The organism is Haloplanus aerogenes (assembly GCF_003856835.1).
In the GTDB taxonomy this organism is placed as follows: Archaea; Halobacteriota; Halobacteria; order Halobacteriales; family Haloferacaceae; genus Haloplanus; species Haloplanus aerogenes.
On record NZ_CP034145.1, the window covers coordinates 1710055 to 1736167 of the forward strand.

Annotated in this window: 29 protein-coding genes and 1 tRNA gene; 16 read left to right on the forward strand and 14 right to left on the reverse strand. The window is 67.0% G+C overall.

Going from position 1 to position 26113, the window contains the following annotated elements; all coding sequences use genetic code 11:
• Positions 1–57: 57 nt before the first annotated feature.
• The 3 genes from DU502_RS08675 to DU502_RS08685 are packed head-to-tail and all read right to left on the reverse strand — an operon-like array spanning position 58 to position 3136.
• Positions 58–1182, reverse strand: a complete 1125-nt coding sequence (locus DU502_RS08675) for an ATP-binding response regulator (protein WP_121918987.1) — start codon at positions 1180–1182, stop codon at positions 58–60.
• Between the two features lie 2 nt (positions 1183–1184).
• Positions 1185–1622 carry a response regulator gene (locus tag DU502_RS08680; protein WP_121918988.1) on the reverse strand — a complete coding sequence of 146 codons (438 nt, stop codon included), beginning with the start codon at positions 1620–1622 and terminating at the stop codon, positions 1185–1187.
• A 38-nt stretch (positions 1623–1660) separates the two neighbouring features.
• Positions 1661–3136, reverse strand: coding sequence for a sensor histidine kinase (locus DU502_RS08685; protein WP_121918989.1), 1476 nt, complete (start codon positions 3134–3136; stop codon positions 1661–1663).
• A gap of 129 nt (positions 3137–3265) precedes the next feature.
• Between DU502_RS08685 and DU502_RS08690 the strand changes: the two genes are divergently transcribed.
• The 4 genes from DU502_RS08690 (at position 3266) to DU502_RS08705 (ending at position 5778) form a co-directional block, all read left to right on the forward strand.
• A complete protein-coding gene (locus DU502_RS08690; protein ID WP_121918990.1) occupies positions 3266–4105 on the forward strand; it encodes an NOP5/NOP56 family protein in 840 nt (279 codons plus the stop codon).
• Complete coding sequence (locus DU502_RS08695) at positions 4102–4740, forward strand: fibrillarin-like rRNA/tRNA 2'-O-methyltransferase (protein WP_121918991.1); 639 nt, start codon at positions 4102–4104, stop codon at positions 4738–4740. The genes DU502_RS08690 and DU502_RS08695 overlap by 4 nt, the downstream gene beginning before the upstream one ends.
• A gap of 79 nt (positions 4741–4819) precedes the next feature.
• Complete coding sequence (gene tenA / locus DU502_RS08700) at positions 4820–5488, forward strand: thiaminase II (protein ID WP_121918992.1); 669 nt, start codon at positions 4820–4822, stop codon at positions 5486–5488.
• Positions 5488–5778, forward strand: a complete 291-nt coding sequence (locus tag DU502_RS08705; protein WP_121919468.1) for a hypothetical protein — start codon at positions 5488–5490, stop codon at positions 5776–5778. The genes tenA and DU502_RS08705 overlap by 1 nt, the downstream gene beginning before the upstream one ends.
• A gap of 119 nt (positions 5779–5897) precedes the next feature.
• Here the strand turns inward: DU502_RS08705 and DU502_RS08710 are convergent, their stop codons facing one another.
• Positions 5898–6197: a PadR family transcriptional regulator gene (locus DU502_RS08710; protein WP_121918993.1), complete on the reverse strand. Its 300-nt coding sequence runs from the start codon at positions 6195–6197 to the stop codon at positions 5898–5900.
• Between the two features lie 473 nt (positions 6198–6670).
• On the opposite strand from DU502_RS08710, the gene DU502_RS08715 reads away from it, so the two are divergent.
• From DU502_RS08715 to DU502_RS08725, 3 genes are read left to right on the forward strand one after another with little or no spacing between them, the layout of a single operon-like run.
• On the forward strand, positions 6671–7750 hold the full coding sequence (locus tag DU502_RS08715) for a glutamate--cysteine ligase (protein ID WP_121918994.1): 1080 nt from the start codon (positions 6671–6673) through the stop codon (positions 7748–7750).
• 48 nt (positions 7751–7798) lie between these two features.
• The gene (locus DU502_RS08720) at positions 7799–8332 is read left to right on the forward strand and encodes a helix-turn-helix domain-containing protein (protein WP_121918995.1); all 534 of its coding nucleotides are present in this window, start codon (positions 7799–7801) and stop codon (positions 8330–8332) included.
• Between the two features lie 56 nt (positions 8333–8388).
• Positions 8389–8871, forward strand: coding sequence for a phosphopantetheine adenylyltransferase (locus tag DU502_RS08725; protein ID WP_121918996.1), 483 nt, complete (start codon positions 8389–8391; stop codon positions 8869–8871).
• Positions 8872–8949: 78 nt separating this feature from the next.
• On the opposite strand, the gene DU502_RS08730 is transcribed toward DU502_RS08725, so the two are convergent.
• Complete coding sequence (locus DU502_RS08730; protein ID WP_121918997.1) at positions 8950–9258, reverse strand: transcription initiation factor IIB family protein; 309 nt, start codon at positions 9256–9258, stop codon at positions 8950–8952.
• A gap of 166 nt (positions 9259–9424) precedes the next feature.
• On the opposite strand from DU502_RS08730, the gene DU502_RS08735 reads away from it, so the two are divergent.
• Positions 9425–9508: transfer RNA gene (locus DU502_RS08735), tRNA-Leu, on the forward strand.
• Positions 9509–9930: 422 nt separating this feature from the next.
• On the opposite strand, the gene DU502_RS08740 is transcribed toward DU502_RS08735, so the two are convergent.
• Positions 9931–10143: a YgaP family membrane protein gene (locus tag DU502_RS08740; protein WP_121918998.1), complete on the reverse strand. Its 213-nt coding sequence runs from the start codon at positions 10141–10143 to the stop codon at positions 9931–9933.
• A gap of 80 nt (positions 10144–10223) precedes the next feature.
• Here DU502_RS08740 and DU502_RS08745 point away from each other — a divergent pair, with 80 nt between their 5' ends.
• Together DU502_RS08745 and DU502_RS08750 are read left to right on the forward strand one after the other, a co-directional pair.
• A complete protein-coding gene (locus tag DU502_RS08745) occupies positions 10224–10784 on the forward strand; it encodes a Mov34/MPN/PAD-1 family protein (protein ID WP_121918999.1) in 561 nt (186 codons plus the stop codon).
• On the forward strand, positions 10781–11503 hold the full coding sequence (locus tag DU502_RS08750; RefSeq protein WP_158601117.1) for a M48 family metallopeptidase: 723 nt from the start codon (positions 10781–10783) through the stop codon (positions 11501–11503). Before DU502_RS08745 ends, DU502_RS08750 begins: the two co-directional genes overlap by 4 nt.
• A 164-nt stretch (positions 11504–11667) precedes the next feature.
• On the opposite strand, the gene DU502_RS08755 is transcribed toward DU502_RS08750, so the two are convergent.
• Entirely contained in the window at positions 11668–12534 is an 867-nt protein-coding gene (locus DU502_RS08755; protein WP_121919001.1) for a DUF502 domain-containing protein, read from the reverse strand.
• 97 nt (positions 12535–12631) lie between these two features.
• Here DU502_RS08755 and DU502_RS08760 point away from each other — a divergent pair, with 97 nt between their 5' ends.
• The 3 genes from DU502_RS08760 to DU502_RS08770 are packed head-to-tail and all read left to right on the forward strand — an operon-like array spanning position 12632 to position 15080.
• On the forward strand, positions 12632–12859 hold the full coding sequence (locus DU502_RS08760) for a hypothetical protein (protein ID WP_121919002.1): 228 nt from the start codon (positions 12632–12634) through the stop codon (positions 12857–12859).
• Between the two features lie 38 nt (positions 12860–12897).
• Positions 12898–14535 carry a long-chain fatty acid--CoA ligase gene (locus DU502_RS08765; protein ID WP_121919003.1) on the forward strand — a complete coding sequence of 546 codons (1638 nt, stop codon included), beginning with the start codon at positions 12898–12900 and terminating at the stop codon, positions 14533–14535.
• A 41-nt stretch (positions 14536–14576) separates the two neighbouring features.
• Positions 14577–15080, forward strand: a complete 504-nt coding sequence (locus tag DU502_RS08770) for a hypothetical protein (protein WP_121919004.1) — start codon at positions 14577–14579, stop codon at positions 15078–15080.
• On the opposite strand, the gene DU502_RS08775 is transcribed toward DU502_RS08770, so the two are convergent.
• Positions 15077–16309 (reverse strand): iron-containing alcohol dehydrogenase, encoded by a 1233-nt coding sequence (locus DU502_RS08775; protein ID WP_121919005.1) that lies wholly within the window; start codon positions 16307–16309, stop codon positions 15077–15079. The two genes, DU502_RS08770 and DU502_RS08775, sit on opposite strands and share 4 nt — an antisense overlap.
• 98 nt (positions 16310–16407) lie before the next feature.
• Between DU502_RS08775 and DU502_RS08780 the strand changes: the two genes are divergently transcribed.
• On the forward strand, positions 16408–17031 hold the full coding sequence (locus DU502_RS08780; RefSeq protein ID WP_121919006.1) for a ferredoxin--NADP reductase: 624 nt from the start codon (positions 16408–16410) through the stop codon (positions 17029–17031).
• Here the strand turns inward: DU502_RS08780 and DU502_RS08785 are convergent, their stop codons facing one another.
• Entirely contained in the window at positions 17032–18246 is a 1215-nt protein-coding gene (locus DU502_RS08785) for an iron-containing alcohol dehydrogenase family protein (RefSeq protein ID WP_121919007.1), read from the reverse strand.
• A 385-nt stretch (positions 18247–18631) separates the two neighbouring features.
• Here DU502_RS08785 and DU502_RS08790 point away from each other — a divergent pair, with 385 nt between their 5' ends.
• Positions 18632–18874 carry a hypothetical protein gene (locus DU502_RS08790; protein ID WP_121919008.1) on the forward strand — a complete coding sequence of 81 codons (243 nt, stop codon included), beginning with the start codon at positions 18632–18634 and terminating at the stop codon, positions 18872–18874.
• A 4-nt stretch (positions 18875–18878) separates the two neighbouring features.
• Here DU502_RS08790 and DU502_RS08795 read toward each other — a convergent pair whose 3' ends face one another.
• Positions 18879–19994: an ABC transporter ATP-binding protein gene (locus DU502_RS08795; protein ID WP_121919009.1), complete on the reverse strand. Its 1116-nt coding sequence runs from the start codon at positions 19992–19994 to the stop codon at positions 18879–18881.
• A 69-nt stretch (positions 19995–20063) separates the two neighbouring features.
• Entirely contained in the window at positions 20064–21719 is a 1656-nt protein-coding gene (locus tag DU502_RS08800) for a TCP-1/cpn60 chaperonin family protein (protein ID WP_158601118.1), read from the reverse strand.
• A gap of 106 nt (positions 21720–21825) precedes the next feature.
• Here DU502_RS08800 and DU502_RS08805 point away from each other — a divergent pair, with 106 nt between their 5' ends.
• The gene (locus DU502_RS08805; RefSeq protein ID WP_121919011.1) at positions 21826–22608 is read left to right on the forward strand and encodes an SDR family NAD(P)-dependent oxidoreductase; all 783 of its coding nucleotides are present in this window, start codon (positions 21826–21828) and stop codon (positions 22606–22608) included.
• Here DU502_RS08805 and DU502_RS08810 read toward each other — a convergent pair.
• The 3 genes from DU502_RS08810 to DU502_RS08820 are packed head-to-tail and all read right to left on the reverse strand — an operon-like array spanning position 22605 to position 26003.
• Entirely contained in the window at positions 22605–23840 is a 1236-nt protein-coding gene (locus DU502_RS08810) for an MFS transporter (RefSeq protein WP_158601119.1), read from the reverse strand. The two genes, DU502_RS08805 and DU502_RS08810, sit on opposite strands and share 4 nt — an antisense overlap.
• A 43-nt stretch (positions 23841–23883) precedes the next feature.
• On the reverse strand, positions 23884–25161 hold the full coding sequence (hisD, locus tag DU502_RS08815) for a histidinol dehydrogenase (RefSeq protein ID WP_121919013.1): 1278 nt from the start codon (positions 25159–25161) through the stop codon (positions 23884–23886).
• A 41-nt stretch (positions 25162–25202) separates the two neighbouring features.
• Positions 25203–26003: an IclR family transcriptional regulator gene (locus DU502_RS08820; protein WP_121919014.1), complete on the reverse strand. Its 801-nt coding sequence runs from the start codon at positions 26001–26003 to the stop codon at positions 25203–25205.
• Positions 26004–26113 lie beyond the last annotated feature (110 nt).

Consider the following 26113-nt stretch of genomic DNA (forward strand, 5'->3'; position numbering starts at 1 on the left):
TACTCGTATGGTGTGGGGTGTGTTAAAGGTTACCACGAACGGCCGCTCGACGCGGTGTCAGGCGTCGTCGAGGTCCATCCCCGTTATTTCGAAGCGGGCGCCGCCCGCCTCGCTCTCGGTGATGCCGATGGACCAGCCGTGGGCGTCGACGATTTCCCGAACGATGTCGAGGCCGAAGCCGGTCCCGTTCTCGTTCGTCGAGTAGCCCGCGTCGAACACGTCGTCGCGCTCGGACGCCGGAATCCCGGGACCGTCGTCGGCGATGTACACGCCGTCGGGCAGTGGTCCGACGATGATGGTTACGCCGGTGTCGCCGTTCGTGGAACCGTGTTCCACGCTATCCCCGCGAGCGTTCGAGCGGGGAGTGGTCGAGCCGTGCTCGACCGAATTCCGAAACAGATTCTCGAACAACTGGGTCAGTCGGCTGGTGTCGGCGGTGACGGTCCCGCTCACGTCGACGTGGAGGTCGCTCGCCGGTGCCTCCACGCTCCGCCAGGCCGATCGGGCGATCTCTCCGATATCGACCGCCTCTGTCGCGTCGACGGCCTGCCCCTCACGGGCGAGGACGAGAAGGTCACCGACGAGTTCCTCCATCCGATCGAGGGCTTTGGCGGCCTCGTCGAGATGCTCGCTCGTCGACGCCGTGGGTTCGACGTGGTCCAGGCGTCCCTTGGCGACCTGTAACGGATTGCGGAGGTCGTGGCTGACGATGCTGGCGAACCGTTCCAGTCGCTCGTTCTGGCGCTCCAGCCGTCGCTCCTGCCGGTGTCGTTCCAGTGCGTATCGGATGGCGCGTTCGAGGAGTTCGCCCTCGAGGTGGTCTTTCAGGAGGTAGTCCTGCGCGCCCTCCTGAATCGACCGGAGCGCCGTCTCGTCGTCGGTCAGGCCGGTCAGGACGACGATGGGAAGCGGTGAAATATCACCGTCGTCGATCCGGTCGTTCAGCCGCTCCAGCGTCTCGATTCCACGACTGTCCGTGAGGCCGAGATCCAGCAACACGAGGTCGTAATCCGCCGTGGTGAGGTTGTCGACGGCGGCGTCGAGCGTCTCGACGTGGGTCACCGTTGGAGTGGTGAACGTACTGCTGGTGTCCGATCGGAGATGGTGGCGAATCAGACGCGCGTCACCGGGGTTGTCCTCGACGAGGAGAACGTGTAAATCGTCCGTGAACTCCGCCCCCATACTCACTCCGGAGGTAGTTTCACGACCTGCAGCCAGAACTCCTCCAGTTTGCCCACCACGTCGATGAAGCCGCTGAAGTCGACGGGTTTCGTCAGGTAGGCGTTCGCGTGGAGTTCGTACGACCGGAGAACGTCTTCCTCGGCTTCCGAACTGGTCAGGACGACGACCGGAATCCGCTTGAGGTCGTCGCTCTTTTTGATATCTTCGAGGACTTCGCGGCCGTCCTTCCGCGGCATGTTGAGGTCGAGGAGCACCAGGTCGGGCCGTGGGCGGCCCTCGTACTCGCCCTCGCCGCGGAGGAACTGCATGGTTTCGACGCCGTCGTTGACGACGTGGAGGTTGTTCGCGAGGCGGCCTTTCTCCAGGGCCTTCCGTGTCAGTTTCACGTCGCCGGGATTGTCCTCCGCGAGAAGGATTTCGACGGGCTCCCGCTCTGGCATAGCCGGGGGTTTCGACCCCACCCTGTTGACTGTTGCGGCTACCGTTTCGGGAAGGATACGTAGAACGTGGCACCCTCCCCTTCCGCCGATTCGACCCAGATGTCACCCTCGTGCCGGTCGACGATCCGCTGACAGATGGCGAGGCCGATGCCGGTCCCCTCGTCGTCGCGGTCGGACTGCTCGAAGATTTCGAAGATGCGCTCCTGCTGTGCCGGGGGGATGCCGGGACCGTCGTCGGCGACGGAGAACACCACCGCGTCGTCGCGGTCCTCGCCGCTCACGTGGACCGACGGCGGGTCGTCGTCGCCGGCGTGTTCGATCGCGTTCGAAATCAGGTTCTGGAACACCTGTCCGAGTTGATCCTCGTCGGCGACGACAGCCGGCAGGTCGTCGTGGGTGACCGTCGCGTCCCGTTCGTCGATCAGGAGTTCGAGGTTACGCAACACCCGTTCGAGGACGGTCTCGGCGTCTACCTCCTCGAACGATTCGCCCTGCGTGTGGACTCGCGAGTACGTGAGGAGGGCGTCGATCATCGCCTGCATCCGCTGGGCGCCGTCGACGGCGAACTCGATGTACTCGTCCGCCTCGTCGTCGAGTTCGCCCTCGTACTCCGTGGCGAGCAGGTCGACGTAACTGGAGACCATCCGGAGCGGCTCTTGCAGGTCGTGCGAGGCGACGTAGGCGAACTGCTTGAGCTGTTCGTTCGAACGTTCGAGCTGTTCGACCGTCCGTTCGAGTTCCGCCTCCGCCTCCCGAATCTCCGTTACGTCCTGATAGAGGACGTAACTCCGGGTGTGTTCCTCACTCGTGCCGTACGGGACCAGTTCGACGACGAAGTGTTTCCGGCCGTCAGGAGCGTAGTGGGTCGTCTCCGTGGTGTGTCGCTCGCCGGCTGCCGTCGCCGCCCGGAACGTGTCCATCGTCTCCGCATCGACGCCGGGGAGCGTCGGCTCGATCTCCTCTCCGCCGTTCACTCTTCCGAACTGCGCCTCGTACTCCGGGTTGGTCGCTTCGACGACCAACCGACCATCGTCGAACCGGAGGTCGACGATGGCCGCCGGGTCGTTCTCGAACAGCGACTCGAAGCGCTCCTTCCGACGCTGGCTCCGGTCACGCGCCCGTTCGACCCTCGCGGTGTTGTGTCCGACGAGCAGTCCCGCCCCCGCGCCGACGACGGTCGTCTGGAGGACGATGATCCACGGTTTCAGCTCGTTCTGGAGGCTCTGGATGCCGACCACCCAGCTCACGAGAAGCACCGTCGTCAGGGCGCCCGCGACGGTCCACGTCGCCACGGACGAGACGAACGCGTCGTCGTACGCGCCGTTTCGGAGGTTCCACACCGCGTAGAACAACCCCGACAGGAGCACGAACGGGAGCGCGTTCTCCCCCGCCGTCGAGACGAGCGTGTTCCCCTGGACCACCCAGTCCTCGTACACGTCGAACAGCAGGACGCTGGTCAACGCGGCCCCGATCCCCGACAACACGGCCAGCGACACTCGCCGGTTCAGTCGCATTCGGTGTACCCTTTCGGTAGAGTCACTTAGTCCTTCGTCGTCCGGTTCTCACGGCTGGTAATTCTCGGTGTATCGCCCCGGCCGACCGAACCGGGAACGAATATACCGGGGCGGACCGTAGCGAAGGGCGTGACCGAACACGACTCCGCGGGCTGGTTCGCCGCGGTCGATACCGACCTCGACGGTGCGCGCGAAGCCATCGAGGGAGGGTCGGCCGACGAGCCACGCGACTGGCCCGCCCTCGCCGTCGATGCCGGATTCGCCGACGACGAGGACGACTACTACGACCGACTCCACGAGGCGACCGTCCGTGCGACCCGCGAGGCGGTCCGGGAGCGCGAGCGAGCGGACGACCAGCAACTCGTCCACGCCGTTCGAAGCATGGACGACGCCGAACGCACCGCCAACGAACTCGCCGAACGCGTCGCCGAGTGGGCGGGCGCGCTGTTCGACGACGCCGGCACCGGCGTCTCTGGCGCGCGCGAGGTGGCCGAACGTGATCCCACCACTGCCGCCGAGCGTCGCGTCGTTTCGCTCGCCGAACGGGTCGTCGACCTCGCCGACGAAGCCGACGACTGCCGGGCGTTCGTCGAGCGGACGGCACCGGCCGTCGCGCCCAACCTGAGCCGGATGGCGGGTGCGGTGCTCGCCGCGCGGCTGATCGCCCTCGCCGGCGGCCTCGGCGATCTTGCGAAGAAACCGTCGGGGACGGTACAGGTGCTCGGCGCCGAGGACGCCCTCTTCGCCCACCTCTCGGGGCGCGCGCCCTCGCCGAAACACGGCGTCATCTTCACCCACGACTACGTCCGCAACACGCGGCCGGAGGACCGGGGGTCGGCCGCCCGGGCGCTCGCCGGCAAACTCGTCATCGCCGCCCGCATCGACCACTACGCCGGCGATCTGCGCCCCGAGATTCACGAGGAACTCGACGACCGCATGGCGACCATCCGCGCGAGGGCCGAGTCGTGAGCCTGCCTGACGGCGTCGACCGGCGAACCTTCGACGGTCGCGAACGTCTCGCCACCCGCGGCGATCCGGTGTACGGCGAACCGACCGACGGCCCGTGGCGGCTGTGGGACGCCGGGCGATCCAAGCTGGGGGCGATGCTGGAACTCGGCCTCGATACCGGCCTCGCGGGCGGCGAGGCGGTCCTCTATCTCGGGGCCGCGAGCGGGACGACGGTGAGCCACGTCGCCGACTTCTGTGGCCCGACCTACGCCGTCGAGTTCGCGCCCCGGCCTACGCGTGACCTCGTCGACGTGGCCGAGAACCGACCGAATCTCTTTCCGCTCCTGAAAGACGCCCGCAAGCCGGCGACGTACGCTCACGTCGTCGAGTCGGGGCTGGACGTGCTGATTCAGGACGTCGCCACCCGCGGACAGGCGCGCGTGGCCGCCCGCAACCGGCAGTTCCTCCGGGACGACGGGCGCCTCCTCGCCGCGATCAAGGCGCGAAGCGAGGACGTGACGGCCGATCCCGACGCGGTCTTCGAGGACGTGCTCGACGACCTCCGAGCGACGTACGAGGTGCTGGAGACGGCACGGCTGGACCGCTACCACGACGACCACCTCGCCGTCGTCGCTCGACCGCGAACGACCGACTGAGCGCGGTCGTCGCGGATGACGATAACCCCCTAGTACAACCCGGAAAAGATTCATTGAGTGAGGGGTTCGACTCTTCCGTATGGCCTTCACCGACGACCTCCACCCTGTCGCGGAGGCGCTGTGGGACGACATCGTCGCCCACCCGATGGTGTCGCAGTTGGGTGACGGGAGCCTCGACACGGCGCCGTTCGAGTACTGGGTGCGTCAGGACTACGTCTACCTGATCGACTACTCGCGGGTGTTCGCCCACGGCGCGGCCGCGGCGCCGACGCTGGAGCATATGGGAACGTTCGCCGAACTGCTCCACGAGACGATCAACACGGAGATGGACCTCCACCGGGCCTACGCCGCGGAGTTCGGGATCGGCGAGGCCGAACTGGAGGCGACCGAGCCCTCGCCGACGACGCAGGCGTACACCGACTTCCTCGTGCGGACGGCCGCGACGGGGACGTTCGGTGACCTCGTCGCCGCCCTCCTGCCCTGCATGTGGGGATTCAACGTGACGGCGAAACGGCTCGAAGCCGACGGGATGCCGGACGACGACCGCTACGCCGAGTGGATCCGAACCTACGCGGGCGAGGAGTTCTCGGAGCTCACGACGTGGTGCAAAGAGCTGATGGACGAGGTAGCGGCGGACGCGACGGAATCGGACCGCGAGCGGTACCGCGGCCTCTTCGTCACGTCCGCGCGCTACGAGTACCGGTTCTGGGACGCCGCGTGGCGACAGGAGACGTGGACGGTGGGCTGATGGACGAGGACCTCCGCGACCTCCACGAGCACCTCGAAGCGACCGAGGAACTGCCGGTGCGACCGGCCGCGAGCGTGTGGCTCGGCGAGGCGGCGGCAATCGCGGCGGACCTCGTCGACGCCGACCTGCCCCGCGCCGTCGTCGTCGAGCGAGTGCAGCGGGTGGCGACGCTTCTGGACGAAATCGAAACCACGGACAACGACCGGGCCGACGAACACGTCCGCGCCGCCGAGCGTGTCGCAGCGCGGATCGTCGAAACGGCAGAGGAAGACGTAGAGCGTGACAGCTGAGCGGCGCCCGCGCACAACTGCCAGCAATTGATGCTGGTAGAACGCATACCGAATCTGCCGCGTTAGGCACGCTGCCGGCCGGGATTCCTCCTATCCCGGTGTACGCGGCACGTTTTTCGTCAGGCCGGTGTCGCCTCTTCGATCAGGTCCGAGACGTACTGGTTCTCCCACTCCCGACGTGCCTCCAGTTCGCGTCGCCCCCGACGTGTCAACGTGTAATAGTTGGTTCGTCGGTCCCGTTGTCCCTTGTCGATGAGGCCTTTCTCGACGAGCGTGTCGAGATTAGGATACAGTCGGCCGTGGTGAATTTCACTCTCGTAGTAATCTTCGAGTTCCTCTTTGATCGCGAGGCCGTGGGGTTCGTCGAGGCCGGCGATCACGTACAGGAGATCTCGCTGGAAGCCGGTCAGGTCGTGCATCGTCACTCTCCCTTTATATCTCGATGCTTATATGTCTGTCGTGGAGGGACACGATTGCGCCCACCCAAACGCATATCGCCACGAGGCGGTGCCCCGGCGCGGAAATCCCCGTGATACTTGCGAGATGCTGTCACACCGTACAGCGGTTCGACGACGGAACGTCACCGTGCGCTGATACTGATAAATTCGATAGTAAATGAGATCGTAACGAAAGGATCGGCCGACGGGCGTGTGTCGGCCGTGTCGCCCCGTCGAGAAGCGGGTCGCTGGCATTATGTCAGAGGCACGCCGTTGCCATCGACCGACAGCGTGTACGTAGTATTATACGATAATATTACCGATTCATTCCCCGGTCGTCTCGGCCGAATCTCGGTCGACCGTGGACGGTTATTGCCGACGACGCGACAGGTTCGCCGGCCGTCCTCCGGCTCGGTCCACGACTTATTTAGTCGGCGGTACCGAACGGTGCGCCGATGGATCTCGGCTCCCGGGACGCGTTCGCGCGGATGGGTACGCTCGGTATCGAGGAGGAGTTCTACGTCGTCGACGAGGCGGGGCGGCCGACCGCCGGCATCGACGACCTGATCTACGGGAGCGAGCCGCCGGAACCGCTGGTCGACCGCCTCGATCACGAACTGTTCAAGTTCACGATCGAGACGCAGACTCCGCTGATCGAACGGCCGTCGGACGCGCGCGGGGAACTGTCACGGATTCGGTCGGCACTGGTCGACCACGCGACCGACCACGGGTACCGCATCGCTGCCGCCGGGTTGCACCCGACGGCGAAGTGGCGGGAACTCGACCACGCGACCAAGCCCCGGTATCGCGCGCAACTCGACCGCATTCAGTACCCCCAGCACCGCAACACGACCGCCGGCCTGCACGTCCACGTCGGCGTCGACGACGCGGACAAGGCGACCTGGATCGCCAACCAGTTGCGCTGGTATCTCCCGCCAGTCCTCGCGCTCTCGGCCAACTCGCCGTTCTGGAACGGGTTCGACACCGGTCTCGCCTCTGCCCGGGCGAAGGTGTTCGAGAACCTCCCCAACACCGGGATTCCGACCGCGTTCGAGGATTTCGACGCCTACCAGACGTTCGAGCGTCGCATGGTCGAAACGGGGTCGATCAACGACCGGGGCGAACTCTGGTACGACGTGCGCCCCCACACCGGCCACGGAACCGTCGAGGTGCGCACCCCGGACGCACAGGCCGATCCCGACCGCGTCCTCGCCATCGTCGAGTACGTTCACGCCCTCGTGCTGGATCTGGCCGACCGCTACGCCGACGGCGAGTCCCGACCCTCGCTCCGACGCGAATTCCTCGACGAGAACAAGTGGCGCGCCATACGCTACGGCCACGATGCCGAGTTCGTCACCCGCGACGGGGACGGCACGGTGTCGCTCGGCACGTTCGTCGACCGCGAGTGCGACCGCCTCGGCATCGACGGTCTCCGCGACCTGTACGAGGTGCCGAGCGGTGCCGCGACCCAGCGCCGAATCCACGAGGACGGTGGAAGCGACGCGCTCCGGGAGTCCCTGCTCCTCCCTCGCTAACCGGGAAAACCTTTTGTCCGGTGCGTTCTGACCTATTGGAGAGAACATATGTCTGATAACGGGTCCGAGAGCCTCGATAGCGACGAGGAACTGGACGACGAGAGCGAGGAGCTAACTCCCTCGGAAGCCGACGAGAACGTGTCGGCGCGCGAGCGACTGGAGGCCGAAGCCGATCGGGCGGTCACGGAGTTCGACGAGGGGGTCGTCGATCTGCTGGCCTGGGTCCTAGATACGGAGACCCGGGCTCGCATCTACGTCTACCTCCGACAGCACCCGAACTCGACGAGCGACGAGGTGGCCGAGGGGACGGGACTCTACCCCAGCACGGTACGCGAGGCGCTGGCCCAGCTCCACGACGAGGGAACCGTCGACCGGCACAAACGCGAGAGCGCGGGCGCCGGCAACAACCCCTACGAGTACGAGGCCATCGCGCCGAGTTCGCTGGTCCGGGGCGTCGTCGGACAGGTGCAAGAGCAGTTGAACGCCGTGTTCAACCTCGACCGACGGCTGGGTGAGGACGGGGACGACGACCGACCGGACGCCGAACCCGTCCGCATCACCGTCGAGGACGACGAGGAGTAAGGAGCGCCGTCCCGCTTTCGTGACCCTTTAAGTCGCGTCAATTCGTGGGCCCGGATATGCAGGTCGCCCTCGGTGGCACGTTCGACCCCGTTCACGATGGACACCGGGCGCTGTTCGAACGGGCGTTCGAACTCGGGGACGTCACCGTCGGCCTCACCAGCGACGAACTCGCTCCCGAGACGCGCCAGGTTCCCCGGCGTGTCCGTCCGTTCGAGGAACGGCGGGCCGCCCTCGAAGCCGAACTCGAACCGCTCGCGGCCGACGCCGGCCGCGAGTTCGAGGTGCGGAAACTCGAAGAACCGACCGGGATAGCGACCGAACCCGGATTCGACGCCATCGTCGTCTCGCCCGAGACGCACGCCGGCGCCGAACGCATCAACGAGATTCGCGAGGAACGGGGGCTCGACCCGCTTCGAATCGAGGTTGTCGATCACGTCCCTGCCGAGGACGGCGAACGCATCTCCTCGACCCGGATCGTCCGCGGCGAAATCGACCGCCACGGCAACCTCACGCCGGAACGGACGCCCGAAACCGAGTAGTCGGGATGGTCGGCCGTCACGAGTGCTCCCGCCGGATCGTGAGGGCGGGAAGCGACCGGCAGGGACGACGAATCCCGACTACCACTCAGGCGGCTGGAACCCCGACTCCTCCAGCAGCGCCTTCCAGCGCCCCTGCACGCTCAGTCGGGTCACGTCCATCGCCGTCGCGACCGACCCCTGTGACCGTTCTTCGCCCGCGATCAGCGCCCCGGCGTAGAGACTCGCGGCGGCGACGGCGGGTTTCGAGCGCTCCTCGTCGGGCACGTTCGAGAGGAAGAGGTCGACGGCGTTCGAGCGTGCCTCGCTCCCCAGATCGAGGCCGTCGGCCGCGCGGGTCAGGCGGGCCACCCACTCTTCGTTGTCGACCCGGTCGCGTGCCCGATACATGGTCGACTCGACGGGGTCGAGGTATTTAAATCACCGTCGCCGGAGCGACAGCTACTTGACCGTCTCGGCAGCAACGTCGATACGGATGGGTGTAACGATCATCGGTGATTCGCTACGGCGGTCCGGCGAATCACCCGCTCCGACTTACAGCCGTCCGTAGTGTCGAGCGCGGGTAGCCAAGCCAGGAAAAGGCGCAGCGCTTAGGACGCTGTCCCGTAGGGGTCCGCCGGTTCAAATCCGGTCCCGCGCACTGACTGAGTTTTCGAGCGAAGCGAGAAAACGAAGGAGGGAGCAGGAGCGGATTTGAAGCAGACGAGACGAGCGAAGCGAGTCTCGGCCCGGTTCAAATCCGGTCCCGCGCATAGCGAGACACGAACGGCGAGCAGAGCGAGCCGTGAGTGCGAGGAGAACGAACGTGAGAGGCGCATCGAGCTTTTGCGCTGCGGGCTGCCTCCGGTAGCCCTCGGCAAAAGCTCGACCATCGCCAGAACGCGGAGCGTTCTGGCTGTTCAGCCAGAAATCTTCGATTTCTGGCGACAAAAACACTCCGCGGTCGCTTCACTTCGTTCCGCTCACTCGTCGGCCCGAGCGCCGCAGGCGCTCGGTGAACGGCTTCGCTCGCGTTCTCCGAACCGCTCGCTTGTCGTTGCTCGTAGAGAGATTGGATTAGCGTTACTCGCGTGCTGTATCCACACCCAACACCCGATTCAACCCACAGAAACACGTGACAGCGTTGAACCCGAGTCCCAGCGCACCGACTCCTGCGAGCAGGCCGACCGTCCGATTCCCACCCCGAAGCGACCGAATCGCGACGATAGTGAGCACGACGGCCAATGCGGCACGGACGAGGCGGTCACGACCGCCGACGTTCGATTCGAATTCCATACGCCGTCATTGGCACCACACGCCGTTGTACGTTCCGCCCCCGCCGGAACCCTCAAAAGGAATCACGCCCCACGTCCGGTATGCGTCTGTTTCGGTCGAGCGAACTCCTCGGTATCGCCCGGGAGACGCTGGATTTCGTCCTCGAAGCCAGCGAGGAGACCCACCCCAACGAGTACATGGGCTTTCTCCGGGCGGAGGACGCGCGGAAACTCGGCCTCGACCGGAGCGGACAGGTCATCACGAACGTACTCGTGATTCCGGGCACCACCTCGAACCCGGTCAGCGCGACGGTGCGCTCGGAGATGAAACCGAACGACGTGCAGTCGGTGGGCTCGGTTCACTCCCACCCGAACGGCGTCCTCCGGCCGAGCGACGCCGACCTCGCCACTTTCGGGCAGGGTGAGGTGCACATCATCGTGGGCGCGCCCTACGAGCGGGGTGACTGGCGAGCGTTCGACAATGGGGGCGAGCCGACGACCCTCGACGTGATCGACGTGGACCTCCCCGAGGAGCGCTTCTTCGATTTCACGCAGGCTGACATCGACGCCGAACTGCTGGAGGAGGGGCGGCGCGGCGGCGTGGTCGACCCGACGAACCACGACGACGACGACAGCGGCGGCTTCCTCTCGTGGCTCCGGTGAGCGACGACGCAGCGGGGCAATCGCGGTATCACGTCGGGGTGACGGCCATCCCGTACACGGTCGACCGCGAGTCGGGACGGGAGACTATCGACCTCTCGCTGACCGGCGACGCGGAACTCGTGGTCCGGGCGCCGGTGGACGCGACGACGGCGGACGTGGCGGCGGCACTGGACGACCGGCGAGCGTGGCTGCTCGACTCGCTGTACGGCCGCGCGGACCCGGACCACGTCCGAGCGTTCACGAGCGGCGAGAGCCTCCTCTACGGCGGCCGTCGTCGCCCGCTCCGCGTCGCGGAGAGTCCGATCGACGATCCATCGCTCCAGTTCGACGGGAGTCGGTTCGTGCTCCGGGTGCCCCGCGACGGCGACGCGGGGTCGGCCGACCGACGCCGGGCCGTCGTCGACTGGTACCGGACCCGTGCGGCCGAGCTGCTCCCCGACTGTGCGCGGGGAGTCGCTGGCGACCGACCAGTGCCGAGCCTCACCGTCGACGACGTGGGACGGCGCTGGGTACGGATCCACGGCGACCGTCTCCGTCTCCACTGGCGACTCGTCCTCGCACCACGGCCGGTGGCGGCTTACACCGTCGCCCACGCGCTGGTCCGTCGTGACCACGACCCCGACGAACCGGCGTTCTGGACGGCCGTCGACGCGCTCGCTCCGAACGCCCGGGCGAGCGAGCGATGGCTCCGACTCAACGGGGCACGGCTGCACATCTGATTCCTTGGGGCTGCTGTCCCTGTGTCCGGTGTACCACCATCCGTCCGGCGGCACATCTGGACTGACGTACTGCGATCCCTCTCATACGGATTATTGTAACTGTTTATCGGTAGTTCGCCGAGGCGGTCCGGCGAACTACCGGTAATGACTTACAGTAAACCGTATCAGTCGGTGTCGTGGTTGCGATTTCGGCGGCCGTCTTCCACGTCGTCGTCCTGCTCGTCAGTTTGAGCTTTGGAGCGGGCGGCCGCCACCGTCTCGCGGGCCGTCTCCTCCAGTTCCTCGATGCCGACCATCACGTCCGCGGCGTCGAGGCGACGCTCGAACCGGTCGAGCATCCCCTCGGTGAACTCCTCGTCAGAACGCTGGCCGGTGGCGACGCCGCTGGTCACGATGGACTGGATGCCCTCCTCGACGGTCATGTCCACGTCGAAGACGTGTTTCTCGGCGACGTGGAGGACGTACCCGCCCATCACGGGGTTGGGTGCCATCGGGAGAAAGACCGTGATCATCTCCCCGTCCTCGTCGGTTGCGTCACGCACCACGTCGGGCGTATCGGCGGTCAGGAAGGCGAAGGTGTACGAGCCCTGATCGGGGAACTCGACGAGTTTCACCTCCTGGAAGCTGTCGGTGTCGCTGTCGAGGAGGAGGCCGCTCATCTCGTCGATGCTCTGGTACAGCGAGCCCACACCGGGGATGCGCGAGACGAGCGTATCGAAGAAGGCGCCGAATCCCGAGCGATTCGGCCGTCGCTCGGTCCAGACGCCGATACAGAAAATCGCCGCAAGAAGCGCCAAGACGGTGATAAGCTTGAGGGCCATCTGGGAGACGGAGCGTAGCCCGGTCACCGACGTGAACAGGCCGACGACCGGGTTGAGTTGCTGGGAGATGAAGTCGATGACGGCCCCGAGGACGACGAGCGTGACGATGAGCGGCAGGGTCACTGCGGCGCCGGTGACGAAGGCCTGCCGGGCGAACCCGCGCACGCCGTCGTACTCCTCGAAGGCGTCCATCTCGCTGGGGCGGGACATACGGTTACGTCGGCCGCGTCGGCGGAAAACGTTCTGGCGGGTGGGACGGCGCACACGGGCCACATCGCCTAAGTGGCTCACGAGTCACGCCTCGCCCATGGACGAAGCACTCGAAGTCGTCGACGTACTCGCCGACTCGGGGCTCGAAGGGGCGATCACGTGGCTCCTTCGGCTGATCGGGCTCGTCGCGGTGCTCGCCGGACTCGGACTCTGGCTGCTCACCGACGCGGGCCTCCTCGTCCTCCCCGCCGTCCTGATCGTCGTGGGGCTCGTCTTGCTCGTCGCCCCGAGCATCCTGCTCGCCCTGTCCGAACTCGCGGGGTAATCGCGGGGCTTTATCGGCGTCCTGCCGTACGGTAGCGCATGACGGGCCACGCACAGACGCTCCGGCCGTTTCTGTCGCGAGCGGCACAGCTGTACCCGGACCGCGAACTCGTCGCTCGCACCGGCGACGGGACGGTCCGGTACACGTACGCGGACTACGCCGAGCGCGTGGGGCGGCTGGCGAGCGCCCTGCGGGCGGCGGACGTCGGTCGCGGCGACCGCGTCGCGACGGTCTGCTGGAACCACCACTACCACGCCGAGGCGTACTTCGCGGTACCGACTCTGGGCGCGCAGTTGCACACGATCAACCCGCTGTTGCCCGCGGACGACGTGCGCCACATCGTCGCGGAGGCCGCGGATCGCCTCCTGATCGTCGATGCGTCCCTCGCCGAGACGCTGGCCGCGGCGTACGACCCGGATGCGTTCGAGAGCGTCGAGCAGGTGGTGGTCGTCGGCGGGGAGACGCCGGACCTCCCCTTCGACGCCGTCGTCGACGCCGACGCCTTCGTCGCGGAGCACGACCCCGACCCCGACTATCCGGCTCTGGCCGGCGACGACCCCGCCGGCCTGTGTTACTCCTCGGGAACGACGGGACGGCCGAAAGGCGTCCAGTACACCCAGCGGATGCTCTGGAGTCACACCATGGCGATTCTGACGCCAGCCGGCCTCGACATCGCGGATAGGGACGTGGTGATGCCGGTCGTTCCGATGTTCCACATCAACGCGTGGGGGCTCCCGTACGCGGCGACGGCGGCGGGCGCGAAACACGTTTACCCCGGTCCGTCGCCCGATCCGGCCGACCTCGTCGACCTGATCGAAGCCGAGGGCGTCACGCTCACCGCGGGCGTGCCGACCGTGTGGCTCGGTGTGCTGGAGTACCTGCAGGACCACGACGCCGACCTCTCCACGCTCGAACGCATCGTCATCGGCGGCGCCGCCCCGCCGGAGCGCCTGATACGGGCGTTCGACGACCGGGGCGTCGAGGTGGTCCACGGGTGGGGCATGACCGAGACGGCGCCCGTCGGGGCGGTCTCACATCTCAAACCCGACTTGCGCGACGCCGACTACGAGACGCAGTTGAGTAAACGGACGAAACAGGGGTTGATCCTTCCCGGACTGGAGTTCCGGGTGGTCGACGATTCTGGCGAGTTGGTCCCCCACGACGGCGAGTCGATGGGCGAACTGCTGGTTCGCGGGCCGTGGGTCACCACCGCCTACTACGGCCGCGAGGACGACGAGGCGTTCGAGGGGTCGTGGCTCCGTACTGGCGACGTGGTCACCGTCGACGGCGACGGATACGTCGAACTCGTCGACCGCGCGGCCGACGTGATCAACTCCGGCGGCGAGTGGATCTCGTCGCAGGCGCTGGAGAACGCGATCATGGACCACGGCGACGTGCGCGAGGCGGCCGTCGTCGGCGTGCCCCACGACCGCTGGGGTGAGCGACCGGTCGCCTACGTCGTCGCCGACGCCGACGACCGCGAGGCGCTGATAACCGACGCGTGCGCCCGGATTCGAGAGGCGTACCCCGACTGGTGGGTGCCGGATCGCTTCGAGTTCGTCGAGAGCGTTCCGAAAACGGCGACGGGGAAGTTCGACAAGGTGGATCTCCGAGACAGGTTCGAGGGCTCGCTCGACGAGACGGTGGACGCGACGCCGCCCGACGAGGCGGAGTAACGGGGAGAAAACACTTACAGGCGGGCGACGCAGGGCCGCCCATGCGGTCCCGGCTTGCCCTTCCCGCGATACTGGTCCTCGCGCTCGTGATGGCCGGCTGTACCGGCGCGCCGGCGGACGGATCGACGGCGACGGCGACGGCGACGACCGACACGCCGACCGCCACACCTCCTGACACATCCCCTCCGTCCGGCGACATCGACTTCCCCGACGGCCCGAAAGAACGCCCCGACCGGCCGTCGACGCTGAACGAATCTGCCGTGCGCGAGTACGTCCGGACCTACGAGTACCGCTACGCCTACAACTCGCTGTGGATGAACGAGTACACCGACGTGACGCTGGACTGCCGCGTCGACGACGTGAGCCGACGCGAGTGGGGCTACGAGGCCGTCGTCACGTGTACGGGCTACTCGAACACGCGGGCGCCCGAGAACGCGACGGTGACGGCCGGCCCGCACGCCGACTGGTTCACGCAGTCGTTCCGCTACCGCGTGAGCGAGGAGGCGACCGAGCGGGTCAGGGTGGAGAACCGCGACCCAGTTTAGGACCGACGCGGACTGTCCGGCGCGAGGGCGTCGTCGTAGATGGTGACGTAGAGGTCGGCAATCTCGTCGCGGGTCGGCTTCCGCGGGTTGTTGTCGGGCGACCCGGAGTCGATGGCGTCCTGTGTCATGTCGTCGACGACGGCGAGGTACTCGTCCCGCGAGGGCACCTCGCCGAAGTCGTCGAGGTAGCCGGTGAGGTCAACGTCCCGACAGAGACGGAGGATGCCCTCGGCGGCGGCGTCGGCGGCCTCGCGGGTCGGCGTGTGGGCGTCCGCGACGCCGAGGATGCGCGCCACTTCGGCGTACTTCTCCGGCGCGGCCATCGACGAGAAGTCGACGACGTAGGGGAGGATGAGGCCGTTCGCCAGTCCGTGCGGGATGTGCAGTTGGGCACCGAGCGGGCGGGCGAGGCCGTGGACGAGGGCGACGGAGGCGTTGGTGAAGGCCTGTCCCGCCTGCAACTGCCCGACCATCATGTCGGCGCGGGCGTCGAGGTTGTCGCCGTTGGCCCACGCGACGGGGAGCGAGCGAGCGATGCGCTCCATCGCCTGTTCGGCGTAGCCGTCGGGGACGCTGTAGGATTTCACCGAGACGTACGCCTCGATGGCGTGGGTGAGCGCGTCGATGCCCGTGAAGGCGGTGTGGCTCTTGGGCAAGGAGACGGTCAGTTCGGGGTCCTCGATGGCCACGTCGGGAACGACGTTCGCGGAGACGATGAGGAACTTCGTCGACGTGGACTCGTCGCTGACGACGACGGATCGGGTGGCCTCGCTGCCCGTTCCGGCGGTCGTGTTGACGGCGATGAGCGGCGGTGTCGGGTTGGGAACTCCCTCGTAGCCCGCGCGGTCGACGCCGAAGTCACGGATCGACCCCTCGTTGGTGGCGAGGATGCCGACGCCTTTCCCCGTGTCGATGGAGGACCCGCCGCCGAGCGTGACGATCATGTCGCAGTCGTGGCGCTCGTAGAGGTCGTGAGCGGTCTCGATGTTTTCGACGGTCGGATCGGGCCGCACGTCGGTGTAGACGGCGGCCTCGACGCCCGCGGCTTCGAGACGGTCGACGACGGCCTCGCCGTGGAACTCGAAGATCTGTTCGGTCGCGACGACCAGTGCCGTGTCCCCGTAGCGTGCGGCGTGGTCGCCGATCGTCTCTATCGCCCCGACGCCGAGTTCGATCCGGCCCGGCGAGACGACCGTCCGCGTCTCGCTCGACAGTACGGTGTCGTGCATACCACCACTGAAATCGGACGTGTCGGTCTTATAATCTCGGTCGCGGTCGTGGATCGTGAGTCGTCGAAGGTTTATTCCTCCCGACCCTGAATCGACGTATGCCACAGGTCACCGTCGACGCCATCGAGGAAGTCGGTACGCGGACCGTCGCGCTCGAACTCGAGACGCCCGAAGGCTTCGACGCCGAACCCGGTCAGTTCCTGCTCGTCCGGGCAACCGTCGATGGCGTCGAGGAGACGGGCTACTACACGCTCTCGTCGCCGGACGTGGAGGGCACGATGGAAGTGACCGTCGAGTACGTCCCCGAGGGGACGCTCGCGCCGTGGTTGGCCGAGCGCGAACCCGGCGACGAGATAGAGATCGAAGGGCCGTTCGGCGACGTGCGGTACACGGGCGACGGCGACGCGCTCGTCGTCGCCGAGGGACCGGGCATCGGTCCCGCCGTGGGGATCGCCGAACGCGCCCAGCGCGAGGGGTACGACGCGACGGTCGTCTTCTGGGGCGAGGAGCCGCCCCACCGCACCCGCCTCGACGCCCTCGAAGACGGCGGCGCGACGGTACTGCTCGTCGGGTCGCTCGACGAGGCCGCCGACACGCTCGCCGCGGCCGGTGACGCCACGGTGTACGTCTTCGGTTTCGAGTCGTTCGTCAGGGACGCGAAGACCGTCGCCGACGCCGTCGGCGTCGAGAACGTCCGCGCCGAGAGCTTCGGGGCGCGGTAATCACCACGCCGCGTCCAGCACCGCCCGCACGTCGTCGACCGTCGGGTCCAGTCCGTCGGGAACCGTCCCCATCAGCGCGTCGTCGATAATTCGCTCCGCCACGTCGTCCAGATCCGACCGTGCGAGGCCGTCGATGGTCCGCAGGCGAGCGGGGAGACCGAGATCGTCGCGCACGTCGGCCACTGCGTCGACGACGGCCTCGGCGGTCGCGCCGGCATCCAGCCCCGCGGTGTCGACGCCCAGCGCCTCCGCTAGCAGGTCCCGGCGGCCGTCGACGTGTTCGAACAGGTAGCGCAGGACGTGCGGGGCGACGATGCCGTGGACGACGCCCTGATGCGCGTCGTAGTTGCGCGAGAAGCCGTGGCCGAAGGCGTGAACGATCGAGAGTTTGTACGCGCCGGGCTCCGAGATGCCGTACTGGACACAGACGATGCCGGCCAACACGTCGTCGAGGTCGTCGGCGTCCATCGGGTCCTCGCGCAGGGTGGAGAGACCGGATCGCAGGAGTCGGAGTCCCCGGGCTGCGGTCCCGTCGGTGACTGGCGTCGAGTTGCTGGTGTAGAGCGCTTCGATCCCCTTGTCGAAGCCGTTCATGGCCGACGCCGTGAGGATGGACTCGGGCGTCGTCCGGTAGAGATCGGCGTCGTAGCACAGTGCGGCGGGCATGAGGCGGTCGCCGCCGACGCCGCCGCTCGCCGGTCGTTCCGCGTCGGCGTCGAGCGCGAACGTCACGCCCGCGACGGTCGACAAGTCGGCGCCAGCGAGCGTCGTCGGCACGGCGACGACGGGAAGCGGCGTGCCCGACTCGAGCGAGAGCGACGCCTCCGCGACTGCCCGCTCTCCAACCGTCTCGGGGTCGTCGTCGTGGGTCGTCAGCGTCGCCATCACTTTCGCTACGTCGAGCGAACTCCCGCCGCCGACGGCGACCAGTACGTCGGCGTCGACGGCACGGGCGCGCTTTACGCCCTCGACGGCCGTGCCGAGGTACTTCTCGGGCGTCGTCTCGTCGAAGACGCCGGCTAGCCGGTCGCCCAACCCCTCGCGAATCGGGTCCATCACTGCCGGCGTCGAGCCGACGGTGGTGCCACAGACGACGAGCGCGCGCTCCCAGCCGTGACGTGCACAGATGGACGACAGGTCGGCCACACAGCCCGGCCGACACACGATGTCGCCCGGTCGGTACGCGAACTCGAACCGTTGCCGGTCGCGGGTCATGCCCCCGATAGTCCCGCGGAGACCAAGAAACCTCCAGCCGGGAAGCTGCGCTTCGATTCCGATTAATCTACGATTTGAAGGTATTCTTTAAATCTTATGATTTTATTTTGTCAGAAATGACAGTTAATAGATATCGGCCATTTGAGCCGCTAATTCGTCCCTCTGTACGAGATTTTCGGGTCATGCGGACAGCTCCGAATATATTCGAGTAGACTAGTATAAATACTCTAAAAGGGCTATCAGCGACGTTCAGACGTTTTTGGAGTATTCGACAGATTTATTTGATATTTGACTATTCGATCAATACGTACAAAATCTGCTTATTTTGATCCCCCTCGTCCCTACGCCGCCAACGTATATGTAGGTCCTTCCCGCACGGTGTGGTATGAGCGAGCGGATCAAGCCCCTACAGTTCACCTGGCTCAAGCGGGCGGTCGTGCTGGCGGAGGTGGTGCTGGGATCGCTCCTGCTCGCGTGGGTGACCGCTCTGATCTTTCAGTCTATCGTGGCCGGGCCAAGCGCTACGGGTGCCGAACTCGCCGACCTCACCCGGACGTTCGGTCTCATGCTCCTGATGGGTACGATCCTCTTTCTGGATGGGTTGCGCCGCGGGCGTCGCTGGATGTAACCGATCAGCGCAGGAGGGCGTCGCCGGTCGTGGGATCGAACAGGTGGATGTTGGCGGGATCGATGGTCACGTCGACCACGTCGCCATGTTCGATATCCATGTCCTCGTCGACGACGGCCTTGACGCGGATGTCGTTCTCTTCGAGGTGGAGGATGAGTTCGTCGCCGGCGGTTTCGACGACGACGACTTCGATCTGCCCCGCGAGTTCGCCGTCGGTCGTGCCGTGTTCCGAGACGAGAAGGTTCTGGGGCCGGATACCGAGCGTGTAGGCGCCGCCGTCCGTCGTCGCGTCACGGATGGCACTGCCGGCCACCGTATCGACGGGCACTTCGATGTCGAACACCGCGTTGGCGAGTCGCACGGCGCCGTTCTCGTGGAACGTCTCCACGTCGAGGAAGTTCATGCTCGGCGTGCCGATGAAGTCCGCGACGAACTGGTTGGCCGGGTTCCGGTAGAGTTCCTGTGGCGCGGCGAGTTGCTGGATGGTCCCCTTGTCGAGGACGGCCACCCTGTCGCTCATCGTCATCGCTTCGATCTGGTTGTGGGTGACGTAGACGGTCGTCACGCCGAGTTCGCGCTGCAGTTCGACGAGCGTCGCCCGCATCTCCGTCCGCAGTTTGGCGTCGAGGTTGGCGAGCGGTTCGTCGAGCAGGAAGACTTCGGGGTCGCGGACGATGCTCCGGCCGAGCGCGACGCGCTGTTGCTGACCGCCGGAGAGTTGCTGCACGTCACGGTCGAGGAGTTCCTCGATCTGCAGGAGATCCGCCGCATCCTCGACGGACGCCCGACGCTCGTCGGCGTCGACGCCCTGCATCTTCAGGCCGAACTCCATGTTCTCGCGCACCGTCATGTTGGGGTAGAGCGCGTAGTTCTGGAACACCATGGCCACGTCGCGTTCCTGTGGCGGCACGTCCGTCACGTCCTTCTCGCCGAACAGGATTCGCCCCTCAGAGGCGGTGACGACGCCCGCGAGCATCCGGAGGATGGTGGACTTCCCGCTCCCCGACGGCCCGACCAGCGTGACGAAATCACCGTCCTCGATTTCCAGTGAGACGTCGTCGACGGCCAACACGTCCCCGTCGTATCGCTTCACGATGTCCTCGAGAGTGACTTTTGCCATGGCAACCAATGACAGTCACCGGCATATAAAATCATTGTGAACGGCGTCGGGTCGCCGTGACTCCTGTTGTCAGGGCGACTCGCTGACCGTCACGTCGATGCCGGAGATCACGTCGTCGATGCGGAGGATGGTGGTTGCGGCGCCTGCGGCGGTGTGGATCGATCCCCGTTTGAACGCCGCTGGCTCGACGACGCCGGCGTCGAGGGCGCTCCCGAGTTCGCGCTCCAACCCGAGGACGCCGGCGTCTCGCTCGCCCCGGCTGTGCGCGGTCCGGAGGTCGAGAATCGCGTCGGTCGGGTCCATCCCCGCGTTGCGCGCGAGGAGGCGCGGGACGGCTTCGACGGCGTCGGCCACCGCCTCGATCACCATCGACTCCCGGCCGCCGACGCCGGGTGCGGCGTCCCGCAGGTGCTGTGCGATGGCCATCTCGGCCGCGCCGCCACCGGGGACGACCTGCCCCGTCTCCAGCGCCGAGGCCACGGACGCGACGGCCGCGTTCACGTTGCGCTTGGCCTCCCAGCCCGCCATCCACGTACTGCCGTGGAGGAGGACCGAGGCGAGGTCGCCCGGCAGGTCCCGGAAGAAGACGACCTCCTGTTCGACTTCGGGGTACTCGCGCCGGGTGATCGACCCGACCGACCCCGCGTCGTCGGGGTCGAACGCGCCGAGGTGGGGGAGGAGCGTCCCGCCGGTCGCCCTGGCCAGTGCCTTCAGCCGCGCCTCGTCGGCGTTGCGGACGACGGCGATCCCCGCGCGGTCGAGGCGGGCGACGGTCGCCTCGTCGACACGGTTGGCTGCGAGGAGTACGTCGACGCCGGCGTCGACGAGCGGGCGAACCGACTCCTCGACCAGTTCGCGTTCGCGGTCGGTGAACCGCTGGAGGTCGTCGGCCGTCTCGGCCGCGATGGTCAGCGACTGACTCGTCCCGGCGTCGGCCCCAGCCTCCGACTCGATCCGGTCGTTCACCTGCTGGGACGCGGTGACGGCCTGTGTCGTCATCGCGATCGTGGCGTCCGTCAGCGACTCGGGCACGTAGTTGCCCGCGAACGACTTCTTGAGGACGAGGCCGTCGACGAACTCGCTGTCCGCCAGACTACCCGCACGCAGCGACTCGGTGCGGACGGCGTCGGGATCTAGGTGCCCGTCTGCGGCCGCGTCGCGGAGCCACGCCACGAGGGTGTCGGCGAGGGGTTCGGTGACGGTGCCGCCGAGCGTGGTGTGGACGAGGTCGGCGATCCGATCCTCGTCGACGGGGACAGCGGCCTCGTCGATGGCATCACCGGCGAGGGGGACGGCCGCGTCGATGCCGTTGATGACCGTCCGCGGGTGGAAGCCCCGGTCGATCAGGTCGGCCGCCGCCTCCAGCATCCGCCCGGCGTACACCGTCGCGGTGGTCGTACCGTCGCCGTGGCGGTCGTCCTGCGCCGCGGCGACGCGGGCGACCATCGATGCCGCCGGTGATTCGAACGGGACCTTCTTGAGGATGTACGCCCCGCTGTTCGTCACCTGGAAGTAGTCGTCTAACCCTTCCTCCTCTTTCTCTGGCTTGCGGTAGACGATCTTGTCCCGGCCGTGGGGACCGAGCGTCGTCTCGACGAGGTCGGCCACCGTCGCGGCCGCCGTGGCGTTCGCCTCGACGACGCTCTCCCGATCCGCGCCGGTGGCCTGCCCCTCGGCCATGATCCCGTCGACTCCCGTCTGGGTTCGTCCCCCGTCGTGACTCATTGTGAGTGCCCGATACTGTGTTCCGCCCCCTGAACTTTGTGGTTGCTGGGGCGACACGTTCGCCTCGACGGTAGATTTATACCCGTCACCTCGGACACTTGGCAGTATGGATTTGCAGGACACGCGAGCCGTCGTGACGGGCGGCAGTCGCGGCATCGGAGAAGCGATCTGTCTCGAACTCGCCAGCCGAGGGGTCGAAATCGCCATCGCCGACATCGACGAGGACGGCATGGCCGACACCGTCGACCGGATCGAGACCGAGACCGACAGCACGGCCGAGTGGTACTACGTCGACCTCGCCGACCCGGACCTCGTCGACGAACGGACCGACGAAATCCTCGACGACCTCGGCGGCGTCGAGATTCTGGTCAACAACTCCGGGATCATGGGGCCGACGGCGCCCCTGGAGGACGTGACCGTCGAGGAGTGGGACCAGATGATGCACGTCAACCTCCGCGGGCAGTTCCTGATGTGCCGGGCCATGTTGCCGACGATGAAAGACGCCGGCTTCGGCCGCATCGTCAACATCGCCTCCATCACGGGCAAGGCCCCGCTGTACAACCGCGCGCCTTACGCCACCTCGAAGATGGGCGTCATCGGCCTGACGCGGACGCTGGCCGACGAGGTGGGCGAGGACGGCATCAACGTGAACGCCATCTGCCCCGGGTCGGTCGAAGGGCCGCGCATCCAGCGCGTGTTCGAGAAGCAGGCCGAAGCGCGCGACGTACCCTACGAACAGGTCGAGGAGGAGGCGAAGGCGGAGAGTCCGATCGGCCAACTCGTCCAGCCCGAAGACGTCGCGGGCGTCGTCGCTTTCCTCTGTACGTCCGACGCCGACCGCATCACCGGACAGGACCTCAACGTCTCCGCCGGCCGCGTGATGTACTAGTCCCGCCAGGCCACGTAGATCACGGCGACGCCGCCCACACCCGTCGCGACGGCGACCACCAACACGGTCCACCGGAGCGACGCGACGAACCCGCGTCCGGGCGAGAGGAGGGCGATGGCCGCGCCGGTGACGAGCGGCCCGACGCTGTTCGAGAGTCGGATGATCGACTCCCCGATGCCGACGACGCCGCCCCGGAGTTCCGCGTCCACCCGGTCCGTGACGACGTTTCGCAGGAGTGAGAAGGAGAGGCCGAAGCCGACGCCGACACAGCCGACGGCGAGGACGGCGACCGGAATCGAGGGGGCCAGCGCGAACAGTCCGAGGCCAACCGCCAGCGCGACGTTCGCCGCGACCAGCGGGCGGAAGGCGCCGTCGGTGGCCGCGGTGACGCGTCCCGCCTGACTCGCCGTCGTCGCATTGACGAGGCTCAACACGGTCAGGAGCGCGCTCGCGTACAGCGGCGAGTGGCCCAGGACTTCGACGACGAAAAACGAGTTGTAGGTGAGGAACGTGATCCAGACGAACGCCGGGACGCCGAGGGCGAGGAGGACGGCGCCGAGGCGGGGACGAGCGACCGCCGACAGCACCGCGCGGACGTACGCGCCGGTGTCGCGGGTCGCCGGTCGGCCGCCGTCGGACCGGGGAGTCGACGACGGTTCCTCCAGCCCGACGTACACCAGCCCCGCGATGGGGAACGCGACGGCGAAGAGGAGGAAGGGGAAGCGCCAGGAGAGCGCGGCGAGGGCACCGGCGAACGCGGGGAAGACGGCCTGCGAGAGCGCCGAGGAACTGAACCGGAGGCCGTGGGCCGCCGTCTCCTCCGCGTCCGCGTACACGTCGCCGATGCTCGTGATGACGACGGGGATGATGCCCGAGTAGCCGACGCCCTGCACGCCCCGGAGCGCGAGAACGACGGTGTAGTTCGTCGTGAACGCGAGCGCGGACCCGCCGGCACCGAACAGGAGCAGCGACGCGATCAGGACGGGCTTGCGGCCGTAGCGGTCGGCGATGGCGCCCGCCAGCGGGATGCCGACGATGCTCGGCGCGGTGAACGCCGACATCATCAAGCCGAGACTGGCGCCGTCGATGCCGTACGGTCCCGCCAGCCCCTCCAGCACTGGCGAGACGACCACCGCGCCGATGGCACCGTTGATGTTGGCGAGGACGAGGAGGCGGAAGGTGGTATCGTCGAGGACCGACGCGCCGTCACCGAAGGCCCGTTCGAGGCTCACACTCCTCGTCAAACCGGCGCCAAAATAAAACCGGGTGCCCGCGTTACTCGTCTTCGTCGTCGCGGCGGCGCGCCTCGGCCGAAAGCTGGTGGGCGTGTGTCCCCTCGATTTCGCAGACGGCCGCGGCGTGTTCGGCCAATCGCGCCGCGCCTTCCGGCGTCGCCTCCTGGTGGGTGAGCACCTTGAGGTAGGTGCCGACCCAGATCCCGCCGCTGTACTTGCTGATCTCTAGGGTCGGGAGGCTGTGGTTGGTGCCGGCGCTCTTGTCGCCGAAGACGACGGGCGAGCCCTCCCCGAGGAACAGCGACCCGTAGTTGTGGAGGTCGTCCATCAGCGCCCGCGGTTCCTCGGTCATCACCTGCAGGTGTTCCATCGCGTAGTCGTTGGTCAGGTCGACCGCCTCGGCCATCGTGTCCGCGACGATGACCTCGCCGTTCTGGTTCCAGCACTCGCGGGCGACCTCCTCGGTCCGGAGGTCGGGCAACTGGGCGTCGAGTTCGGCCATCGCCTCCCGGGCCAGCGTCTCGTCGGTCGTGATGAGGACGGGTCGGGAGTTGGTGTCGTGTTCGGCCTGCGCGAGGAGGTCGGTCGCGACGAGTTCGGGGTCCGCCGTCTCGTCGGCGAGGATCAACACCTCGGTCGGGCCGGCGAGGAAGTCGATGCCCACGTTGCCGTACACCTGCCGCTTGGCCTCGGTGGTAAAGACGTTGCCGGGGCCGCCGACGTGATCGACGGCGTCGATACTCTCGGTGCCGTACGCCATCGCGCCGATGGCCTGTGCGCCGCCGACGCAGTAGATTTCGTCCGCGCCCGCGGCGTCCATGGCGTACAGTTGCGCGGGCTGGATGCCGCCTTCGTCGGTCGGGGGTGCGCAGGCGACGATCCGATCCACGCCGGCGATGACTGCGGGGACGATGGTCATGGCCGGCGAGGCGACGAGCGGGTAGCGCCCGCCGGGGATGTAGACGCCCGCGGACTCGACGGGAACGACTCGCTGGCCCATGCGGACGCCGGGGTGGAACTCCTTCTCGAAGCCTTCGATGTGGTCTCGCTGTTCCTCGTGGAACGCGCGGACGTTCTCGACGATCTGGTCGATGGTGTCGCGTTCGTCGTCGGTGATGTCCTCGCGGGCGGCCTCGATCTCCGCGTCGGTGACGCGGATCGACTCGCGGTCCACGCCGTCGAACCGCTCGGTGAACTCGCGGACGGCGTCGTCACCGCGCTCCCTGACGGCGGACAGGATGTCGTCGACGGCCTCGGTCACCTCGTCGCTGATCTCGATGGACGGTCGCTCCGTCTCCTTGAGGTACTCGTGTCCCATACGTCGGCGCACGACCCTGTGGGGTATAAATCTCCGTGAACTCACAGCACCTCCTCGCTCAGATCGAGCGTCTCGTAGTTCACCTCGCAGATGTTCGCGGTCTGGATGACGAGTTCCGGAATCTCGGATTCGAAGCGCTCGCCTTTCAGCCGCCCGGTCGGCCCGGAGACGGCGACGGCGCCGAGGGCGTTCCCGTCCGATCCCCGGATCGGCGCGCCGACGGCGCGGAGACCTTGCAACTGCTCTTCCTCAGCGACCGAGTAGCCCCGCTGACGAATCCGTTCGAGTTCGTCGAGGAGGGTGTCGCAGTCGGTGATCGTCTGGGGCGTGTTTGGCGGCAGGCCCACTTCGTCGATGATCTCCGCGACGCGGTCGTCGGGCGTGTACGCGAGGATGGCCTTCCCGGCGGCGGTACAGTGGAGGTGTTTCACCGGTTCCTCCCGTTTTCGGTTGTGGTACTCGACGGCGACGGCGTTCTCACCGAACCGCTCGTAGATGGGGACGAGGCGGCCGTCGTGTTCGGTCAGCAGATGGACACACTCCCCGCACTCGTCGGCGAGGTCCTCGATCTCCTCCTTGGCCGCCTGGTAGAGGTCGGAGTGGTTTCGGACGAACTCCCCGAGCGTGAGAAACCGCGGTCCGAGTCGGTAGCCATCCTCGCTCTGCACGACGAGGCCGTGATCCTTGAGCGTGGCCAGATGTGTGTGGACGGTCCCGGGCGCGAGATCCAGGTCCGCGGCCAGATTCGACACGGTCGCCTCTCCCCGTTCCCGGAGTAATTTGACGAGCCGACACGTCGTATCCACCGACTTGATCTTCCGGTGACCGTGTTTTTCGGGCATACCGTCCACGTACGATCGGGGGGGAGTTACCTTTTGGGTATGTCAAAAACGACCGTGTAGAATTCGGTCGGTAGGTCGGCTGACAGCCCACCAACTCTCCTATCGGCCAT

Bases quoted from the DNA above. Each gene is read 5' to 3' on its own strand.
- DU502_RS08765 (WP_121919003.1), top strand. From the start codon at position 12,898: ATGACGGGCCACGCACAGACGCTCCGGCCGTTTCTGTCGCGAGCGGCA.
- DU502_RS08755 (WP_121919001.1), bottom strand. From the start codon at position 12,534: ATGTCCCGCCCCAGCGAGATGGACGCCTTCGAGGAGTACGACGGCGTG.
- DU502_RS08790 (WP_121919008.1), top strand. From the start codon at position 18,632: ATGAGCGAGCGGATCAAGCCCCTACAGTTCACCTGGCTCAAGCGGGCG.
- DU502_RS08740 (WP_121918998.1), bottom strand. From the start codon at position 10,143: ATGGAATTCGAATCGAACGTCGGCGGTCGTGACCGCCTCGTCCGTGCC.
- DU502_RS08780 (WP_121919006.1), top strand. From the start codon at position 16,408: ATGCCACAGGTCACCGTCGACGCCATCGAGGAAGTCGGTACGCGGACC.
- DU502_RS08805 (WP_121919011.1), top strand. From the start codon at position 21,826: ATGGATTTGCAGGACACGCGAGCCGTCGTGACGGGCGGCAGTCGCGGC.
- DU502_RS08785 (WP_121919007.1), bottom strand. From the start codon at position 18,246: ATGACCCGCGACCGGCAACGGTTCGAGTTCGCGTACCGACCGGGCGAC.
- DU502_RS08715 (WP_121918994.1), top strand. From the start codon at position 6,671: ATGGATCTCGGCTCCCGGGACGCGTTCGCGCGGATGGGTACGCTCGGT.
- DU502_RS08760 (WP_121919002.1), top strand. From the start codon at position 12,632: ATGGACGAAGCACTCGAAGTCGTCGACGTACTCGCCGACTCGGGGCTC.
- DU502_RS08745 (WP_121918999.1), top strand. From the start codon at position 10,224: ATGCGTCTGTTTCGGTCGAGCGAACTCCTCGGTATCGCCCGGGAGACG.
- DU502_RS08770 (WP_121919004.1), top strand. From the start codon at position 14,577: ATGCGGTCCCGGCTTGCCCTTCCCGCGATACTGGTCCTCGCGCTCGTG.
- DU502_RS08720 (WP_121918995.1), top strand. From the start codon at position 7,799: ATGTCTGATAACGGGTCCGAGAGCCTCGATAGCGACGAGGAACTGGAC.
- DU502_RS08675 (WP_121918987.1), bottom strand. From the start codon at position 1,182: ATGGGGGCGGAGTTCACGGACGATTTACACGTTCTCCTCGTCGAGGAC.
- DU502_RS08795 (WP_121919009.1), bottom strand. From the start codon at position 19,994: ATGGCAAAAGTCACTCTCGAGGACATCGTGAAGCGATACGACGGGGAC.
- DU502_RS08725 (WP_121918996.1), top strand. From the start codon at position 8,389: ATGCAGGTCGCCCTCGGTGGCACGTTCGACCCCGTTCACGATGGACAC.
- DU502_RS08775 (WP_121919005.1), bottom strand. From the start codon at position 16,309: ATGCACGACACCGTACTGTCGAGCGAGACGCGGACGGTCGTCTCGCCG.
- hisD (WP_121919013.1), bottom strand. From the start codon at position 25,161: ATGGGACACGAGTACCTCAAGGAGACGGAGCGACCGTCCATCGAGATC.
- DU502_RS08730 (WP_121918997.1), bottom strand. From the start codon at position 9,258: ATGTATCGGGCACGCGACCGGGTCGACAACGAAGAGTGGGTGGCCCGC.
- DU502_RS08820 (WP_121919014.1), bottom strand. From the start codon at position 26,003: ATGCCCGAAAAACACGGTCACCGGAAGATCAAGTCGGTGGATACGACG.
- DU502_RS08680 (WP_121918988.1), bottom strand. From the start codon at position 1,622: ATGCCAGAGCGGGAGCCCGTCGAAATCCTTCTCGCGGAGGACAATCCC.
- DU502_RS08705 (WP_121919468.1), top strand. From the start codon at position 5,488: ATGGACGAGGACCTCCGCGACCTCCACGAGCACCTCGAAGCGACCGAG.
- DU502_RS08685 (WP_121918989.1), bottom strand. From the start codon at position 3,136: ATGCGACTGAACCGGCGAGTGTCGCTGGCCGTGTTGTCGGGGATCGGG.
- DU502_RS08800 (WP_158601118.1), bottom strand. From the start codon at position 21,719: ATGAGTCACGACGGGGGACGAACCCAGACGGGAGTCGACGGGATCATG.
- DU502_RS08710 (WP_121918993.1), bottom strand. From the start codon at position 6,197: ATGCACGACCTGACCGGCTTCCAGCGAGATCTCCTGTACGTGATCGCC.
- tenA (WP_121918992.1), top strand. From the start codon at position 4,820: ATGGCCTTCACCGACGACCTCCACCCTGTCGCGGAGGCGCTGTGGGAC.